Origin of the sequence: Paenibacillus sp. cl6col, assembly GCF_900102125.1 — a bacterium.
In the GTDB taxonomy this organism is placed as follows: Bacteria; Bacillota; Bacilli; order Paenibacillales; family Paenibacillaceae; genus Paenibacillus_B; species Paenibacillus_B suaedae.
In genome coordinates this window covers 392,789-410,611 of the sequence record NZ_FNAZ01000004.1, presented here as the reverse complement: position 1 = coordinate 410,611, position 17,823 = coordinate 392,789, and the positions used below count along the sequence as shown (strand labels likewise).

17 protein-coding genes are annotated in these 17,823 nt (G+C 49.7%); 4 read left to right on the top strand and 13 right to left on the bottom strand.

Annotated elements, in window-relative coordinates:
* Nucleotides 1-77 precede the first annotated feature (77 nt).
* Nucleotides 78-827, bottom strand: coding sequence for an IclR family transcriptional regulator (locus BLS15_RS13680; protein WP_028533615.1), 750 nt, complete (start codon nt 825-827; stop codon nt 78-80).
* A 333-nt stretch (nt 828-1,160) separates the two neighbouring features.
* Here BLS15_RS13680 and BLS15_RS13675 point away from each other — a divergent pair, with 333 nt between their 5' ends.
* The 3 genes from BLS15_RS13675 to BLS15_RS13665 all read left to right on the top strand — a co-directional run bounded on the left by BLS15_RS13675 (nt 1,161) and on the right by BLS15_RS13665 (nt 4,655).
* Complete coding sequence (locus tag BLS15_RS13675; protein WP_021256127.1) at nt 1,161-2,183, top strand: alpha/beta hydrolase; 1,023 nt, start codon at nt 1,161-1,163, stop codon at nt 2,181-2,183.
* Nucleotides 2,184-2,360: 177 nt separating this feature from the next.
* A complete protein-coding gene (locus tag BLS15_RS13670; RefSeq protein WP_021256128.1) occupies nt 2,361-3,641 on the top strand; it encodes a Fe-Mn family superoxide dismutase in 1,281 nt (426 codons plus the stop codon).
* 186 nt (nt 3,642-3,827) lie between these two features.
* Entirely contained in the window at nt 3,828-4,655 is an 828-nt protein-coding gene (locus BLS15_RS13665; RefSeq protein ID WP_021256129.1) for a DNA adenine methylase, read from the top strand.
* 62 nt (nt 4,656-4,717) lie between these two features.
* On the opposite strand, the gene BLS15_RS29000 is transcribed toward BLS15_RS13665, so the two are convergent.
* From BLS15_RS29000 to BLS15_RS13620, 10 genes are all read right to left on the bottom strand, one after another.
* Nucleotides 4,718-4,861 (bottom strand): hypothetical protein, encoded by a 144-nt coding sequence (locus BLS15_RS29000; RefSeq protein ID WP_175460762.1) that lies wholly within the window; start codon nt 4,859-4,861, stop codon nt 4,718-4,720.
* Nucleotides 4,862-4,891: 30 nt separating this feature from the next.
* Nucleotides 4,892-5,734, bottom strand: a complete 843-nt coding sequence (locus BLS15_RS13660; protein WP_021256130.1) for a PhzF family phenazine biosynthesis protein — start codon at nt 5,732-5,734, stop codon at nt 4,892-4,894.
* Nucleotides 5,735-5,843: 109 nt separating this feature from the next.
* Complete coding sequence (gene helD / locus BLS15_RS13655) at nt 5,844-8,195, bottom strand: RNA polymerase recycling motor HelD (RefSeq protein WP_021256131.1); 2,352 nt, start codon at nt 8,193-8,195, stop codon at nt 5,844-5,846.
* A 222-nt stretch (nt 8,196-8,417) separates the two neighbouring features.
* Nucleotides 8,418-8,933: a YcxB family protein gene (locus tag BLS15_RS13650; protein ID WP_021256132.1), complete on the bottom strand. Its 516-nt coding sequence runs from the start codon at nt 8,931-8,933 to the stop codon at nt 8,418-8,420.
* A 203-nt stretch (nt 8,934-9,136) separates the two neighbouring features.
* Entirely contained in the window at nt 9,137-10,201 is a 1,065-nt protein-coding gene (locus BLS15_RS13645; RefSeq protein WP_021256133.1) for a DUF7309 domain-containing protein, read from the bottom strand.
* 110 nt (nt 10,202-10,311) lie between these two features.
* A complete protein-coding gene (gene folE, locus BLS15_RS13640) occupies nt 10,312-10,902 on the bottom strand; it encodes a GTP cyclohydrolase I FolE (protein ID WP_021256134.1) in 591 nt (196 codons plus the stop codon).
* A 45-nt stretch (nt 10,903-10,947) separates the two neighbouring features.
* Nucleotides 10,948-11,166 (bottom strand): YneF family protein, encoded by a 219-nt coding sequence (locus BLS15_RS13635; RefSeq protein ID WP_021256135.1) that lies wholly within the window; start codon nt 11,164-11,166, stop codon nt 10,948-10,950.
* 197 nt (nt 11,167-11,363) lie between these two features.
* A complete protein-coding gene (gene queG, locus BLS15_RS29830; protein ID WP_021256136.1) occupies nt 11,364-13,118 on the bottom strand; it encodes a tRNA epoxyqueuosine(34) reductase QueG in 1,755 nt (584 codons plus the stop codon).
* Between the two features lie 175 nt (nt 13,119-13,293).
* Nucleotides 13,294-13,854 (bottom strand): DUF402 domain-containing protein, encoded by a 561-nt coding sequence (locus BLS15_RS13625; RefSeq protein ID WP_021256137.1) that lies wholly within the window; start codon nt 13,852-13,854, stop codon nt 13,294-13,296.
* Nucleotides 13,855-14,043: 189 nt separating this feature from the next.
* The gene (locus tag BLS15_RS13620; RefSeq protein WP_021256138.1) at nt 14,044-14,481 is read right to left on the bottom strand and encodes a GNAT family N-acetyltransferase; all 438 of its coding nucleotides are present in this window, start codon (nt 14,479-14,481) and stop codon (nt 14,044-14,046) included.
* Nucleotides 14,482-14,996: 515 nt separating this feature from the next.
* Here BLS15_RS13620 and BLS15_RS13615 point away from each other — a divergent pair.
* Complete coding sequence (locus BLS15_RS13615) at nt 14,997-15,614, top strand: superoxide dismutase (protein WP_021256139.1); 618 nt, start codon at nt 14,997-14,999, stop codon at nt 15,612-15,614.
* Nucleotides 15,615-15,919: 305 nt separating this feature from the next.
* Here the strand turns inward: BLS15_RS13615 and cysK are convergent, their stop codons facing one another.
* Nucleotides 15,920-16,852 carry a cysteine synthase A gene (gene cysK / locus BLS15_RS13610; protein ID WP_021261186.1) on the bottom strand — a complete coding sequence of 311 codons (933 nt, stop codon included), beginning with the start codon at nt 16,850-16,852 and terminating at the stop codon, nt 15,920-15,922.
* Between the two features lie 46 nt (nt 16,853-16,898).
* The gene (locus tag BLS15_RS13605; protein ID WP_021256141.1) at nt 16,899-17,576 is read right to left on the bottom strand and encodes a TVP38/TMEM64 family protein; all 678 of its coding nucleotides are present in this window, start codon (nt 17,574-17,576) and stop codon (nt 16,899-16,901) included.
* Nucleotides 17,577-17,823: the final 247 nt, after the last annotated feature.

Here is a 17,823-nt window from a genome sequence, read left to right as displayed (position 1 = left end):
CCGAAGGACGTATTATTTACAATGCACAGAATCTAGCAAAAAGACAATCTTAACCGTCGATTACAGCAGACTGACTGTTACTGCATCGTCAGCAGCATCGTGCCCATTCGGCGGGCAGTCTCCATCATCTGCGGGGCAAAGGATACAAGCGTATCTGCCGACATTCGGCTGACAGGCCCCGATACCGACAAGGCTGCGACCAGCCGCTGATTCCGATCCATGATCGGCACAGATACAGCCGCCGCTCCAAGTTCGCGTTCTTCCAAGCTCACAGCATATCCGAGTCGACGCACTTCCTCAAGCTGCTTCATATAGCTGTCCTTGTCAATGGAGGACGGCCAGCGTGAATCGCGCAATGCAGCCTCTAGCTCGTGCGTCTCAGCAAAGGCAAGCAGCACCTTGCTGGATGCCCCCACGAACAACGGCAAACGAACGCCCACTGGCGCTACTCTACGGATCGCCTGATTGCTCTGCACGGCCTGAATCCGTATCCGGTCGTTGCCATCCTTCACATATAGACTTACCGTCTCATCCAACTGATCGCGCAGGAGTTCCATCTCCGGCTGCAGCAGCTGAGCAGGATCATCGACCTGCGTCAAATTCGCCGCCAACTCCCATACCCGATATCCCAGGCGATACTTATCGCCATTTTTAAGTACGAATCCGCGATCCTCCAATGTTGTCATCAGACGATGAACAGTGCTCTTATTCAGCCCAACGCGGGTTGCAAGTTCCGTCAAGCTGATATCTCGCTCATTGGCAAAACACATTAATATATCGAGTGCACGCTCTACGGCGCGTACGGTTAGCTTTCCTCGTTCTTCCACCATGTATCTCCCTCTTCGGTTCCATAGTATGGAACATCGTTACAACTAGTATAACTCTCTTCCTTATTTTCGTAAAGATACTAGCACCATTCTCCCGCATCCTACGAACGTCCCTTCTTTCGACATGTTTTTACAGGGAGATTGCAATGTTACGGGACGATTACAATCACCTTACAAATCGCGCAAATCCGTTGACCCTATGCGGATTCCCGCATACGATAATGATACGAAGACAACGTTTACACGAATCAGCTCCCATCGGGACTTTTGTTCTATATGAATTTATTGGGCTCGACACCATTCTGCATTACATCATCGAAGGAGGTCATCTACATGAGCACACCTGTTATTACATCTCCCGCACTACAGCCTGAATGGCTCGGCCCATCTGGAGCAGCCCCTGCGGCAGCGCGGAGACTACGAGTGAAGCATGTAGCCATTGCGCTATCCCTATCGACCTTCTTCGCTGCGATTGTCATCTTCCTTGCCCTGCACGGATTCATCGCATGGATGTTCGCCAATCCGCAAGTACCCCCGCTGTTCTCCAATCCAATGGAGGCCAAAGGGATGAAGTACGAGACGGTATCCTTTCCCGCTCGCGATGGGCATACGTTGGTAGACGGATGGTACATTCCATCTGATAAGCCTTCCAAGCGCACCTTAATCTTCAGCCATGGCTACGGGGCCAATCGAGAAGAATATTGGGTGCCGATGTATGACCTCGCCAAATTCGCACATCGACTCGACTACAATGTCATCATGTTCGACTATGGATTTGCTTCCGAACAGCATCCGACCAAAGCAACAGGCGGCCGTCTGGAGAAGGAACAGCTGCTAGGCGCAGTCAAGCTCGCGAAGGAACGCGGTGCTGAGCACGTCGTCGTATGGGGCTTCTCCATGGGTGCCGGAACGGCGCTTCAAGCAGCACTGCTTACCCATGATATTAATGCCATGATTCTGGACAGCACCTTCCTGCTGGAGCCAGATACGCTATATCATAATTTGCAGCAGTACGCTCCACTGCCGAAGCATCCATCGCTTGATCTGCTGCGTACCTTCTTCCCTGCTGTCAATGGCACGAGCCTACAGCAAATTCCATACAATGAAGTGAAATCAACGAACTATGAGATGCCGATTCTCTTCGTTCATGGAACAGCGGACTCCAAGGCGCCATATGGAATTGCAGAAGGCATTGCCGCCCATCAGTCCAATAAGCTCTCGCAGGCATGGATCGTCCCTAATACACAGCATGAGCTTATCTATCGCACACAGCGCAAAGAATACTTGTCGAAGACATCCGCATTTCTGAATGCAGCCTATCGTGCTGATCGCGGTTTGTTCATTGCACAGAACTAACTTCCCTGCTACGCCGATTGAGAAATTCGGCAAGGAAGTTTCACAGAATACGAGATGGAATAAGTCGAAGTTGAACCGCAAGCCCCCGCTTGCGGTTTTTTTGTGCCATTTTACATAGGTCAACCTATGAAGCTAATACAATAAAAAGAACCATTTCAATCACAAGGAGGGAGAACATTGCAGCTCATATACGGGCCACTTATGCCTGTGCGTGTACTGGAAGAGAGTGCCTACTGGAAGCAGCAGGAGAAGAAGCATACAGAGGTCATTCGCGCAATTGTGCCCCAGCTGGAGCCTGAATACGTGCAGCTGCTTGCCCAATGGGAACAGGTTCTGTCACAGACGGAAGATGCAGCGAGGGGACAGCTGCGCACCGCCCTGCAGCAGCCAGATGTCCTTCAGCCAGATCAGCTTCAACAGCTTCAAGAATTGCTCCGCGCTTCTGTATATCAATCCGAGCAGTTCGTTCAGCAGCTTGATGCCATTAAGCATAACAGCCAAGCCGTGCAGCATACGGAGCACGCCCCTGTCGTATTCGATCATATCACGGAGCGATCCCAGTACTTTCTGAAAGCCATTAAACCTGTCTTTTACCCAGCAGTAGACCCCCCGGGAAGCAATCATAACACTCGTTCTAACAGCAGCTCATCCCCACCAGCTCGCATTCACGCCGCGGGGAACGAGCCTTCCTCGCATTGGCCGCAGCATCAGTATCAGCCCCAGCAACATCAGTATCCCTATCCACAACAATCCATTCAAGGCATTCATGCTCACATTGGCAATACGCGCAGCGCGCAGCCGGAACAGGATGATGAGACAGATGGGGAATCCTTCGTTCCAATTGGCGGACACCGGCTTCCTCCGCTTCCGTACCCTTATAATGCGCTTGAGCCTTATATCGATGAGACGACGATGCGCATTCATCATGACAAGCATCACAAGAGCTACGTGGACGGCTTGAACAAGGCCGAGTCGGCGCTAGCAGAAGCACGGCGCACCAATAAGTTCGATCTGGTGAAATATTGGGAGAACGAGCTTGCGTTCAATGGGGCTGGTCACTATCTGCACACCATCTTCTGGGATGTAATGAGTCCGCAGGGCGGAGGCAGGCCTACAGGCAGTCTGCTGCGCCAAATTGAGCATGACTTTGGCAGCTACGATGCCTTCCGGAAGCATTTCTCGAACGCAGCAGAGAAGGTTGAGGGTGGTGGCTGGACGATACTCGTCTGGAGTCCGCGCAGCCGAAGATTGGAGATTTTGCAAGCAGAGAAACATCAGAACTTGTCCCAATGGGATGTCGTCCCGCTGCTGCCGCTTGATGTATGGGAACATGCTTATTATTTGAAGCATCAAAATGAACGGCCAAAATATATTGCCGATTGGTGGAATGTCATCAATTGGCCCGCTGTATCCGAACGATTCGAGCAAGCTCGCAAATTGAAATGGACTCCCTTCTAAGCTTACAACATCATTCGATGAATGAGGTGTTTACTTCCTATTTTTCGAGCTTATTCGCCGTTGCGCCGCACCCTTTTCGTTCTATACAATAATAAATGGAAATAGCTGGATCACGTGCGGTTCTGTGCCGCGCTTTCCTTTTGTACCAGAACAATGAGTTATCGACTTCGAAAGGGGTGAGGCGAATTGCTCAGACCTATTGTGAAATGGGCTGGCGGCAAACGCCAACTACTTCCCAGCATCCGTTCCCTTCTGCCTTCGGCAGACTGGACGCGAGCAGCCTACTTCGAGCCGTTCATCGGCGGAGCGGCGTTATTGTTAGCATTAACGCCAGACAACGGGGCCATTAACGATGTCAACCCAGAGCTCATCAACGTGTACCAAATGATAAAGCAGCAGCCAGACCAACTTATTGAAACCCTTCGCCAGCATCGCAACGACGAAGGATACTATTATGAAATCCGGGCATGGGACCGGAACCAAGAAGCCTACGCCGCCTTATCCCCTATCGACCGCGCCGCCAGACTTATTTATTTGAATCGGACATGCTATAACGGCTTATACCGAGTCAATGCAGGCGGCCAATTCAATGTTCCATTCGGGAAATACAAGCGGCCGAACATCATCAGAGAAACAACTATTCGCAGTATGTCCTCCTATTTGAACCGCGCCAATATTCGAATGATGGATGGAGATTTTGCTGAGGCTGTGCAGGAGGCACGCGCCGGCGACTTCGTCTATTTTGATCCTCCCTATGACACCTTGACGCCAACTGCCGCCTTCACTTCGTATGCCAAGGGGGGCTTCGGCCGACCGGAACAACAGCGTCTAGCCAATGTATTTAAGGAACTTAGTGAACGTGGTGTATATGTCATGCTGTCCAATCATGCGACAGACTATATTCATCAATTGTATGAGGGATATCGAATCCATACGGTAAAAGCGAGGCGAAGCATTAATTCCAAAGGTGATGGCCGTGGTGTGATCAACGAGGTCATTATTATGAATTATTGACATGTAAGACGAAACGTGAATATGCAGGCATTGGTTGTACAACCCTATAGGCAGTGCAGGCATCAGTCAATCCCATACTTCTTCTTCGCACGATCGTAAGCTTCCTGGGCGCGATCCCGCCTCGGAAGCTTACTGTTGATGCGCAGAAGGAGCAGTAGATTGCAGGCGAGCAAGATGAGAATGGTCATCTCCATCCAAACTCCCATTCTATTCCCTCCTAAAATGAAATCACTAATCTACGAAAAAGTGAACTTGCCATCCATAACTGTGACAGCCGTGCCGGTTAAGTACACCCGCTCCTGATGCAGCTCCAGCTTCACAACGCCTCCTCTTGCAGAACATTGACGTCCAGTTAGAGATAACTTGCCGAGCTTGGCTCCCCAATATGGCCCCATCGTGCAATGAGCAGATCCCGTAACCGGGTCTTCATTCACACCGAGCGCGGGAAAGAAACAGCGTGACACGAAGTCAATTCCGTCATGGGCAGATTCCCCTGCTCTCGCTGTAACGAGCACACCAATCGCTTCTTCATCGCACGCCTTAAGCTGTTCCCAATTTGGCTCCAGCGACCGTACAGTCTGTTCCGAATTCACGATGGCCATTAGCTCGATTCGGCTTCTAAGTACCTCATGCACCGAGCAGCCTAGCGCTTCCTCCAGACGCACTCGCAGCGCCTCATCCTCTACGGGCATTAGCGAAGATGCTGGGAAATCCAGCGTGATCTCGCATTGGCCCCCGCTTTCCTTATATGCAGCATGGAGAATGCCGCTCTTCGTCTCGAAGGAGACTCTGTCCCCGCTCACAATCCCGCATTGCCGTAATACATGAGCCGTAGCCAGCGTTGCGTGTCCGCATAGATCAACCTCAACCTCAGGCGTGAACCAGCGTAGGCCGAGAGGGCGCTGAGCCCCCTCTTCCCACTCTGCATCTACATGAACAAATGCTGTCTCGGATAAATTCATTTCGGATGCGATATGCTGCATCATCGTCTCATCCCATTCCTGTTCAACGAGACAGACCGCAGCCGGATTGCCACGGAATGGCGCATCTGTAAAAGCATCTACGATGTATACCTTCATGTCCATACCTCCCTTGCCTAAGATTACTACAACCGGCTAATCGAAAAAGACAGATCTGTTCTATTTCTGTTCTATTTCTGTTCTATTCCCTATCAGCTTTATTGGGATCTTACAGAGAAAGGTATGTCTCCGCCGGCACCGCAGCCAGCCATGGACTCGGCTTGCCGACACAGAATACATGAAGCTCATGCATGGCCCGCGTGCAGGATACATATAGCAGTTTCTGTTCATTTGCACGCCCATAGGCAGCTTCCGATGCATCATAGATGACAACTGCATCGAATTCTACTCCCTTGGCCAAATACGAAGGAATAACCAGCGCACCCTCATGGAATGAGGCCGTATCTTGCTCGACAAGGTAAATCGAAATTTCATTTTGCAGCGCCTCATATGCTTCCTTGCTCTCTTGAGCCGTCTTACAAATCACGGCTACATTGCGATGCCCTTCCTGCAGCAGTTGACGTATGCGATCCGCGACCAGTCGATCACGCTCCGCTCTGTCCTCTACAACGGTAACTGTCGGCAGATTCCCAGCCCGATCGAACGGTTCAATACGATCGCCATCCATAGCCAGATAGCGGGCGAACTCCATAATCGGACGAGTTGTGCGGTAGCTTCGCGTCAAGTGGAAAGTTTCCGCAGATGAATCGCCGCGCATATCCGAAGATAGCCAACTGCTGTTAATATCCTGTTCCCCAGCATGCGGATAAATCGCCTGCTCCCAGTCCCCAAGCAGCGTCATGCTGCAGCGCGGGAACATTCGTCTTAACAATGCGAATTGGAACGGTGAGTAATCCTGCGCCTCATCAATGAACAGTTGGCGAATAGAGGTATTCACACGGAACCCCTTAATGCATTCATTCAGATACAGATATGGCGTTGCATCCTCAAATGGCATCTCCCCTGATAGAAGGCGTGCTTCCGTATCTGCACATATGGTTCTCCACTCCGCAGGCAGCGTTCCGGCTGCCGCACATCGCTCCGATACATCTGGCATAGCGAACAACTGACGATACGTCCCCTCCATATCAATAAACCCAAGCTTCTTCACCTGTGAATAGAGAGACTTGAAGTGCTCATTCACAATCGATGCAGCAAGCCAGTCGCGTTCACGCTGGAAGTCATCGAAGGTTTCCTCCGAGAACTGCTTCTTGCGCTGCAGCTTCATATAAGCTTCGTGGTATGCATCATCATCCAGCATCTCTAATTCCTCATCCACCCACGGCTTCTTGCGTTCTTGCTTCGCCGCGCGATGCAGTTCCCCACGCAGCCATTCGGCCAGCAAGCGCAAACGGTTCGGCAGCGGAAGCGATGCATCATAACGGTAGAGCTGGCTGTGAATTTGCTCTGCAGTTACGATTACCTCATCGCGGAAGCAAATATCATGTAGCTGCAGGCCTCCTGTCCCTAACCACTGTACGTACGCATGGATCATATCAATATAGTTACGGCTTGCCTTGAAGCGGATCGCCTCCATACGAGCGCTATAGCCCGGTTCTTCTGCAGCTGTCAGTGAATATTCCATTTGCTCGAACGGATGCTCAAGCTTGAAACTGCTGCCTAGGCGGTGCTCCAAATAATCCTGGAAGGTCGTCTGCTCCATATTTCGTTCTCCCAGCTCCGGCAACACTGTCGAGACATAACGGTTGAACAGAGGATTTGGGGAAAATAATACGATCTGCTCCGCCTGCAGTGTTTCCCGATACCGATAGAGCAGGTATGCAATACGCTGCAAAGCTGTCGACGTCTTACCGCTGCCTGCTGGCCCCGTCACAATCAGCACGCCGCTCCGTTCATTGCGAATGATGCGGTTCTGCTCCTGTTGTATGGTCGCTACAATGCTCTTCATATGCTCGGCTGACGGCTGACTAAGCATTTGACGCAGCAATTCATCTCCAATCGTAACCCCGGTATCGAACATTCCACGGAACCGGCCTTCCGAAATAAGAAACTGACGCTTCAGTTCCATCGTACCTTCTATCTCCCCTACAGGAGTCGTGTAGCGCGCAGGGCCTGGAGGGAAATCATAATACAAGCTCGATACCGGAGCTCGCCAGTCATATACGAAAAATTCGCCTTCTTCATTGCGGAAAGAGCCAATGCCTAAATAGATCTCCTCACCGCGCATTTCTCCAGCTTCCTTGAAGTCGATTCGTGCAAAGTAGGGAGACTTCGCCATGCGAGTTAATACATCCAACTGACGCGCAGCATGGCGGTGTCTATGCTCGCGCTCGGTTAACACCTCTGCCTGCTGCTTCATGCTGGCGAAGGTCTCTATCGCCTCATTTATATCGTCCATGTTGATTTTGACATCGTCCCAGAATGCCTTGCGGAATTCGACTACTTCGTGTTTGATGTCGCCAATATCCTGCTGCAGGGGCTCAATATGCTGCTCAATAGCTTCCATCACCCGAGTCGCTCGTTCCTCTTCTAGACGCCATTGTTCTTCTTTCGTACTCATCTAACCACCCGCTTCTTTAGAAATTTATAAATCAAGGTTGACAGCCCGTGATTCGATATGGTATTATATATTTGGATAGTAATGCATTTTAAAAATATACTCATATCGTACATTAGATCTTAACATAACAGTCCTCTGCTTACAAGATGTTGATTAGGCTTTTTCCTTGTCAACTTTTGTATACAGAGGACTTTTTGCATGGATGTAATATGTGATCACCAGTTAGGAATGTACGATAATCTTTTTCTTATGATGCTCCTCAAGAAGCTGAATAAGCTGTGTCTGCTTGGACGAGTTAGACAAGCAAGCAAGTGGGATAATATGTGCCTGCATCGAGCTGATGAAGATATAGATGTAGTCCTTGGTCATTCTGATTTCCGGTATCGCATCCCAGTTGTAATGAGCGCTGCCGACCGGCGTCGTCTCATCAATTCCCTGCTCCGTAATCTCCATCGTATGATCTCCGAGCCAGGCTGCATTTTCTGTGGAAGCAGACCAACGGATAACCTTTCTCTTAATCGAAAAATACATAAATACGTTCAAAAGCACCCCCAGCGCTACCCCAACTACAATCGAGTACACCCATGGTTTTCCGATAACTTTAAGAATGATGCTTAAAAACAAGGGCAGGCCGATGATATTCGCTAGCATGACTTTACGGTATTTCGGCATGCTGTATATCACGAATTTATTAAATTTCCAATAGTCTTCCTTTGTAATATGCATTGAAAGCTTCATAGCAGCACTCCTTTATTTCCATAGATAGCATAAACATCTTTATTCCCATTATACATGCAGCGATTTCATTAAGACACCCTCCTTTCCCGGGTGAGCAGTATATTAAAAAAGAAGACACGACCCGCCTTTCAGCGAAGCCATGCCTTCTCCTCATTCCCTATTTATTAAGGACATATATCATTTATAACGTAAATAGATTCCTTCTACCCTTCTTGCTTGGAGAAATAATCGAATAAGTCTCCGCGCGCTTCTTCCAAGTACGCCAGGTGCGACTCGCGCTCGATGCGAATTTTCAGACGCTGTGCTGTCTTCTCGAACAGATCCACGCATTCATTCGTGCGAATGATGAGCTTCTGTGGGCGTACCCCCTGCTCTTCAATAAGCTGCAAGAAATGATTCAGGAACTCCTGCTCAAAGTTGTCATCATACGCGACATGGAAGCCTACAGCAGCACGTGTCGTACGGTCTACCCACAAGCAAAGACGCGGATAGTACGGACGCTCGCCTTCACCCTTCACAGCAACAGGCGCATAGAAAAATTCTGTCTCCCATTGGCCCTTCTTATTCGGGAAACGATTCATAACATCATTCAGACGATCGCGATCTTCGATTTCAACCTTCACAGGACGCTCCAATACGAAGTCAGGATCCATCCAGCGATCTACCCACTTCTTGTTGTCCGGAGTACGAACCAACACTTGACCGGATTGCGGTGCTGTCATTACCTCATTGTCCTTCTTCACGCGCGCTGCCAGATCTATCGCTTGTTCTAAGGCGATCGCCAAGAAACTGACCTGCTTCTCGTCAAGCGTCCATGGAACAAACCCCGGGTCGTATGCACGGAACATTGGCCATGCATTACGGCCGCGGAAGCGGAACCCGAGCTCCTTGATCTGTGCCAAATCGCGCTTTTCCAGATCCGTACGGTCTTCAAACGTTACCATGATGCATTTTTGGCGGTGCAGCCATGCATTCTGCTCATGATTGTCCAGCATCATGCTGTTCAGGCTCTCTAATCCTTCACCGCCGCGGAATAACGCCAGACCGAACAAGTAGTCTGTTCCATTCATAATCGTGCAATAGCCCACTTCTCCGTCTTCGGGATTGCTCACGCCAAAGATCACGTTCTCCGGCATCCACTCCCAGCTCGCCTGCTTCTTGAACGCAGAAGCTGCTTCATACAATCTCGCCCACAGCTTCTGTTCCGCTGTCAATTCTACTTCTTGTTCCGTACTTTTCTGTTCCGACTTCTTCTTTGCTTCTGTCATGTGACTTGTAACTCCTCCTATTCAAATTCCCTGCTCTGTCCGAAAAAAACCCCGTCCCATGCCCGGAACGGGGTTCATCAGTTCATAGTTCACCCACATACATCACATTACTACTTAATCAGTGACAAAAATTCCGCGCGCTGCGCCGCATCCGTCCGGAAGCTGCCGCGTGTTGCCATCGTTACCGTCTTGCTTCCCGGCTTCTTCACACCACGGGCGCACATGCACAAGTGCTCGCCTTCCACAACGACCATCACGCCGTGTGGCATGAGTACCTCATCCATAATGTCGGCAATCTCGGTAGTGATCCGCTCTTGCACCTGCAAGCGGCGGGAGATTGCTTCCACCAAGCGGGCGAACTTGCTAAGTCCTGCTATCTTGCCGCTTGGAATATATCCGATATGCACCTTCCCGAAGAAGGGCGCCATATGATGCTCACATTGGCTATAATACGTAATATCCTTCACAATGACAAGTTCTTCGTGATTTTCATCAAATGCTACCCCGAGCGCATCACGAGGATCTACCTCATAACCGGCGAAGATTTCCTCATACATGCGAGTCACGCGTGCTGGCGTATCCAGCAATCCTTCGCGCTCAACATCTTCTCCGACGAGCTTCAAGATTTCCTTAATATGATGCTCAATCTTCTCGCGATTCGTACCAACCTGTGTATTCACATAATCCTTCAAACCAGCCACGAACGTCCCTCCTTCCGCCGCGCTTGTGAGCATGATCTCGTTAACTTAGCGGTTTTTCTTGAAATTCTTGTTCTTCATCATTTGCTGTGCTTGCTGCATCTGCTTCGAATTCAGATTGTAGCCCATTTGCTTCGCCATCTTCTGCAGCATTTGAGGGTCTGATTGCATTTTCGTCATTTGGTTACGCAAGTAGTACACGCCGCCAGCGAAGCCGATGATAATGCCTACAATTAGTGTTACGATTGCCGTAATTACTGTCCACATCTTCCCATGGTCACCCCAACATCGTCAAGTTTAGCTCATTGCTTCTATATTCAAGTAGGGTACAGATTCCGTGAATGATCCACCGAAAACTTCACATAGAAAACGAAAAGAGATCGATGTGCCGTTCGATTTCGAATATACCGTACCGCCACTATGATAGCACGTACCATCAATCGTGACAAATATCCCCTGTTCCATTAAGGAGCAGTCAGCATCCGTTCTTCATTCGCCTGCATGCCTTCCAGCTTAAGGAGAGTAACTTTCTTGTCCACCCCCCCGCCGTACCCGACCAGTCGGCCATCTGCTCCAATGACACGATGGCATGGCGCAATAACCGGAATCGGATTGCGATTGTTCGCCCCACCGACTGCTCGTACTGCCTGCGGACGTCCAATTGCCTCTGCGATCTGCTTATAGGATCTCGTCTCCCCGTACGGAATATCCATTAGAGCGCGCCACACCTCACGTTGGAATGGCGTTCCTTGGAAATCAAGCGTCAAATCGAACGATTGCCGCTCCCCTCTGAAATATTCCTCCAATTGGCGAATTGCCTCCTGCAGCCGTTCCGGATGACGCTGGAGGGCAGCCCGACCATATGTGTGCTGCGCCCAGGCGTTCAGACGCGCTGAGGTATCCAACACACTGCCGAATTCAATAGAACACAGTCCTGTCGCCGATGAGGCAACGGTCAGCATCCCTATCGGCGACTCCATCTCCTGCACATAAATAGGTTCCACATGATTGTCGAACTGCTGCAGGGCATCATCTATCGCTTGCACAACGGCATCCTCCTTCTCACGATTCAAGGCTGACAGCAGCGCCTGCTTCGCATCAGTACCGCCAATCTGACCAAGCGCCCAAGCGGCTGTCGTACGAATATCATAACGCGTATCTTCTCGCAGCAAGGCACGCAACTCCCCAACCGCGCTTCGATCACGGAAGTTCCCAAGTGCCACAATCGCATTGCGCTGGATCGGCTTCTTGCCGCGCCATGCAGCCGACAATGAGCCGAACTGCTCCTTAAATTCACGATTCGATAATTGCAGCATTGGAACGAGAAGAGGCTTCGCCTTCTCGGGATCAGGCTGCATTTCGGGTTGGTGCGTCCAATTCATTCCTTTATTTTTGGGACAAACGATCTGGCATGTGTCGCAGCCATACAGCCGATTCCCCATCTTGGTCATCATCTCATGGCTCAAGATGTCCTTCGACTGCGTCTGGAAGGAGATACACAGGTTCGCGTTCAACTGCCCAGGGCCGACAAGGGCACTTGTCGGACAAGCATCAAGACAGCGCGTGCACTCGCCGCAGTCTTCTGTTACAGGCTCGTCAGACGGGAACGGAATATTCGTAATCATTTCGCCCAAGTAAATCCACGATCCCCACTGCGGCGAAATAATCGAGCAGTTCTTGCCGCTGAACCCAATACCTGCACGCTCTGCTACGGCCCTATCACTTAATTCTCCTGTGTCCACCATACTTCGTACCCGTAGTTCCTGTTCAGGCACGCGCTCACGTAAGAATGCTTCCAGTTTCGCGAGGCGATCACGCAGAACATGATGGTAATCAAGTCCCCATGCAGTCCGCGCAAACATTCCCCGATAGGAGCCTGCCTTCGACTTCGGCGATTCCTCCAGCTTGGAAGGATAGGCCACAGCAATGGCTATGATTGAGCGCGCATCCTCCAGCAGCAATTCGGGGCGAGTACGCTTGTCCAAGTCAGGCTCTTCGAATCCCGAGGCATAGCCTTGGTCAATGGAATGCTGCAGCCTCGCCTTCAATTCAATGAATGGGTCTGCCGTCGTAAAGCCGACCTGATCAATTCCGAGTGCCGGGGCAGCCTCTATAATATCCTGCTTCAGCTGGCGCCACCGATCCTTGGAAGCACCCTGATTAGATACCGCCCGCTCTTCATGATTTTGTTGTTCATTCAGCTTCTTCGAATCAAGCATCCCATTCACCTCCTTGTCGTCTCATGATGTATTTTCATATTCCATTCATTTCGCTAATGCGCTATTGCTAAATAAAAAAAGCCTGTCCACAATCCGCCAACATCGGAAACGGCACCATGCATCCATGAACTAAGTTCTGGAACAGGCGCCGTTCACCGATTTCATGTCTACTTGCTTACTGTTCATGAGGTTCGTTTAACAACCGCTTCCACTCTTCGTAATACCAACGTACCGTGCCATCATGGAATGGAGTACGACCCTGCTCAATGTACTCCAACACCTGATCCAGGCCTAGCTTCACCTTCTGCTCAACAAGCTCCGGATAATGATAGGTTAAGCGATTGTGCTCATACTCATCTTGATCCACTACTTGAACTTGCCCATCCGTCATGCGAATGACATCCAAATCATAGTCAATATAAGTGAAAGTATTGCCGCACCGATATGGAGGCGATGCTATATTACAATAATACCGAATACCGCATTCCTCGATAAGAGCAACAACGTTGAACCACTGCTTCGGGATGAAGAAGGTGACAGCAGGAATCTTGCTGACCCACTGCTTCCCATCCGACTCCCGAATCGGCGTCTGACTATTGATAAGGACGTACATGTCTTCCTTCACATGATCAGGATGCCGCATCGTGGAGGGCACAAGCCAGTTCTCGAGCCATACCCGATGCAGGTGACCATCGTGCTTGAAACTTTTCACAAGAGCTTCCTCATAACGATTCATGCTAATTCCTCGGCTTTGCGTTCAATTCGCTTTACTAATAGAAAAGCATATCTTTTCCCCGAATGCAACGGTTGAGAAGATATGCTTCCTTGTACAATGTTTGGCTATAGTAAATCGTGTATCGCCACTCTTACCGAGTGAGGCCGATTGCGACCTTGCAATACATCTGCAATACAGGATTGCGCGCCGTTACCCTGCAACGATGCGCAGCTGCGACAGGGAGCGCAGCATATCCTTCGCTCCGTACCCCAATGCCTCAAACCATGGCAATACGACTTCTGTATGCTCGTCCACAGCAATCATAATGTTTTTGACGCGGCGTTGTTGGAATTTCTGTTCCAATCCCGCTACCAGTGCTTTGCCTACTCCTTGATTGCGATAATCTGGGTGTACGGCAAGGCGGTAATAGTAGCCGTTGTTACGATCAACGGTTCCGATGACAAGTCCGACAATAGCCTGCTCCCCACTAGATGCCTCATGTTCTGCGATGAGCACCAGCTCTCCGTCCAACGATAACTGACGCGCGAATGCTTCCAGCGTCTTCTCACAACATTCATCTGACAGTGATTCCTTCAACAACTGGGTTGCCGGAAGATAATCCGACAAACGAAAGGAACGAACATTCATGACTTACTCTCCCTCATCCTGAGCTTGGTTTCGTGATCGGTTGTCTCTCTGTCTAACACCTTTCTACGCCTTTACATTAAATCTGTATTTTGTGGTTATCTACATAGATTGTGCAATACCTTTACAAATACGACAAAAATCGCGAAAATCCTTCTTTATCTTTCAACTTCCATAAAAAAGATCGGAAAATCTCTCGTTTTCTCTTGTAAACGCTTTATTTAAAGCGTTTACATTACCCAATACAAGAAAAGGTTATAGAAATTGTAAAGAATTCGTATTCATTGCTAGCCCTGATCCATCGTTCTCCAATGGAGCATTCGTTTGAAAAGAACCATTTTCGGGTAATATGATAGCGTTGAATGACAGGCTGTTATTCATCTATTTGTGAAGAATTGCGAAGGCTTTACTTTCAATACAGACTTTCGCAACATTTATGTTGATTTATTCGTTCGCTTCATGTTTAATTAGGTTAGAAGTATATAAGATGCTACATAATTATTAGGAGGTATGACACAATGGCACATCAATTACCAGCTCTTCCTTATGCCAACAACGCTTTAGAACCACATTTCGATGAAACAACAATGATGATTCACCACGATCGTCACCACAACACTTACGTGACGAACTTGAACGCAGCTTTGGAATCTGCTCCAGAATTGCAAGATAAATCCCTGGATGAACTTATCGCTAACTTGGATGCTGTTCCTGAGAGCATCCGCACAGCTGTGCGCAACAACGGCGGCGGCCATGCGAACCACTCCCTGTTCTGGGAAATCATCGGGCCAAACGGCGGCGGCCAGCCTTCCGGCAAATTGGCTGATGCAATCAACAATGAGCTTGGCGGCTTCGACAAGTTCAAAGAAGACTTCGCTAAAGCTGCAGCTACACGCTTCGGCAGCGGCTGGGCATGGCTTGCAGTAGATGCTAACGGCAAATTGTCCGTATACAGCCTGCCTAACCAAGACAGCCCGATTATGGAAGGCAAGACGCCTATCCTCGGCTTGGATGTATGGGAGCATGCATACTACTTGAAATATCAAAACAAACGCCCTGACTACGTTTCCGCGTTCTGGAACGTTGTGAACTGGTCAGCAGTTGAAAAACGATACGAGGATGCATTGAACAAGTAATTCATGCATTGGCAACAGCCGCCCCCTTGCAGGCTTTCTGCTCGGAGGACGGCTGTTTTTGTTAGCAGCGCTTATGATGTTAACACATTATTCATATGCAAAAAGCCCCGACCTGCTTTGCACAGGATCAGGGCTTCTTATTTACAGAGATTCATGTGCTTCCCTGCAGCTGATGCTTATTTCGTTGTACGTTGTTTTCTTGTACCATGTTACGTTCATACCTTGTTTCGCTGTACGCAGCAGTTACCTCGTCACACTGCTACTGACCATGACACGTATATAATAAGTATTCCAGCGCCTGCCGCTTAGCCTTCGAACAATGGCGTCGACAGATAACGTTCGCCTGTATCCGGCAGCAGCACAACAATCATCTTGCCTGCATTCGAAGGGCGCTTCGCCAGCTGTGTTGCAGCTGCCAAGGCTGCGCCTGAGGAAATACCAACTAGGAAGCCCTCCTGCTTCGCAAGCTCGCGCGCTGCAGTGAATGCTTCTTCGTTCGTAACCCGGATGATCTCATCAACGATGCTGCGATCGAATGTGCTCGGCACGAAGCCAGCGCCGATACCTTGAATCATGTGCGGGCCGCGATTGCCTCCTGACAGAACAGGAGAATCAGCAGGTTCAACTGCTGTAATTCGTACCGATGGCTTATTCTCCTTCAATACGCCGCCTACACCGCTAATTGTCCCACCAGTGCCGACCCCTGCCACGAAGATATCCACTTCTCCGTCCGTATCGCGCCATATTTCCTGTGCTGTCGAATTCCGGTGCATTTCTGGGTTTGCCTTATTATGGAACTGCTGTGGGATGAACGAGTTCGGAATGCTCTCGGCAAGCTCCTCCGCCTTCCGAATTGCACCCTGCATCCCTTCTGATCCAGGCGTGAGCACGATTTCCGCACCAAGCGCCTTCATCATCTTAATGCGCTCCATACTATACGTATCTGGCAACGTAATAATAATACGATAACCAAGTGCTGCAGCAGCGCTCGCCAATGCAATCCCCGTGTTGCCGCTTGTCGGTTCAATAATGACCGAGCTGCGGTCGATGACACCTTGCTCCTCGGCTGCCTTAAGCATTGCATATCCGATACGATCCTTGACGCTTCCACCAGGATTGAATGCTTCCAGCTTCGCAACGAGCCTCGCTCCGAGGCCATGCTTGCGACTGTAGTTGTTCAGCTCCATTAGGGGTGTGTTGCCAATGAGCTGTGTAATGTTTGATGCAATGTTGGACATATTCAACTTTTCCTCCATAACGATATTATCGCAATTCCTTGTGTCGCTACGTGCGGCCACGCCTTGATTGGCATCGCTCCACGACTCGATGTATTCCATAAATGCCAGCCACGTACACGGCATATAGAAGCAAGACGACCGGAATCCTTGTCCAGTCTTGAAGCAACTGCTCGCCGACATAGGCGAACAGGAACATAACCGGCAGCTTCCCTAATACAGTTGCCACCATGAAGGTACGTAGAGGGATAGACAGCATGGCCGCATATGCATTAATCGCTACAGCTGGGACAATGGGAATCATCCGTCCGATAAGTACAGCAGTGAATGCATTTCGTTCCATTAATTGATTAAAGCTTCGAAGTAAGCCGATACGCTCGATATACGACCTGCCCTGCTTGGATATCCCGCTTCGAACAGCAAGGAACATCAAAGCAGCCCCTACCGTCGAAGCCGCCACGTTGATCCAGCCCCCAATCCAGAAGCCAAAAGTAGCGCCTATAATCCCTGCCACTAGACCGAATGGAATGACAGGAAATAGGGATATAGCGACAGCAGCAAGAAACATAATGATGAGCGCACCTGCTCCAGGCTCCATATGACGCAGTACAGCAAGCAGCTTCTCATGGTACACCAAGATGAGTACAGCAGCGAGAACATACAGCCCGAGAGATATTCGCTTATCCAATGTACCTCCTCTGGCATCGGCTTCCGTTACTGGTTGCAAACGCTGCCTACTTCCTTACGTTAATAATTCCATATTAATATATAGAAGCCCTCCGCCACAAGCTCGCTGGCATTTTGCTCCCTTCCTCGACTGCCTTCGCAATAAGTAATGGGAAATGACTCCCACTTATGTCCCTGTAATCTTCTTAATTTCTTCAATCATGCCACCTCTTCGTGTAAACGAATCGAGATGCATGCCAACATGATTCCAATATAGATGAAACTCCCTCTAAAATACAATAAATCGC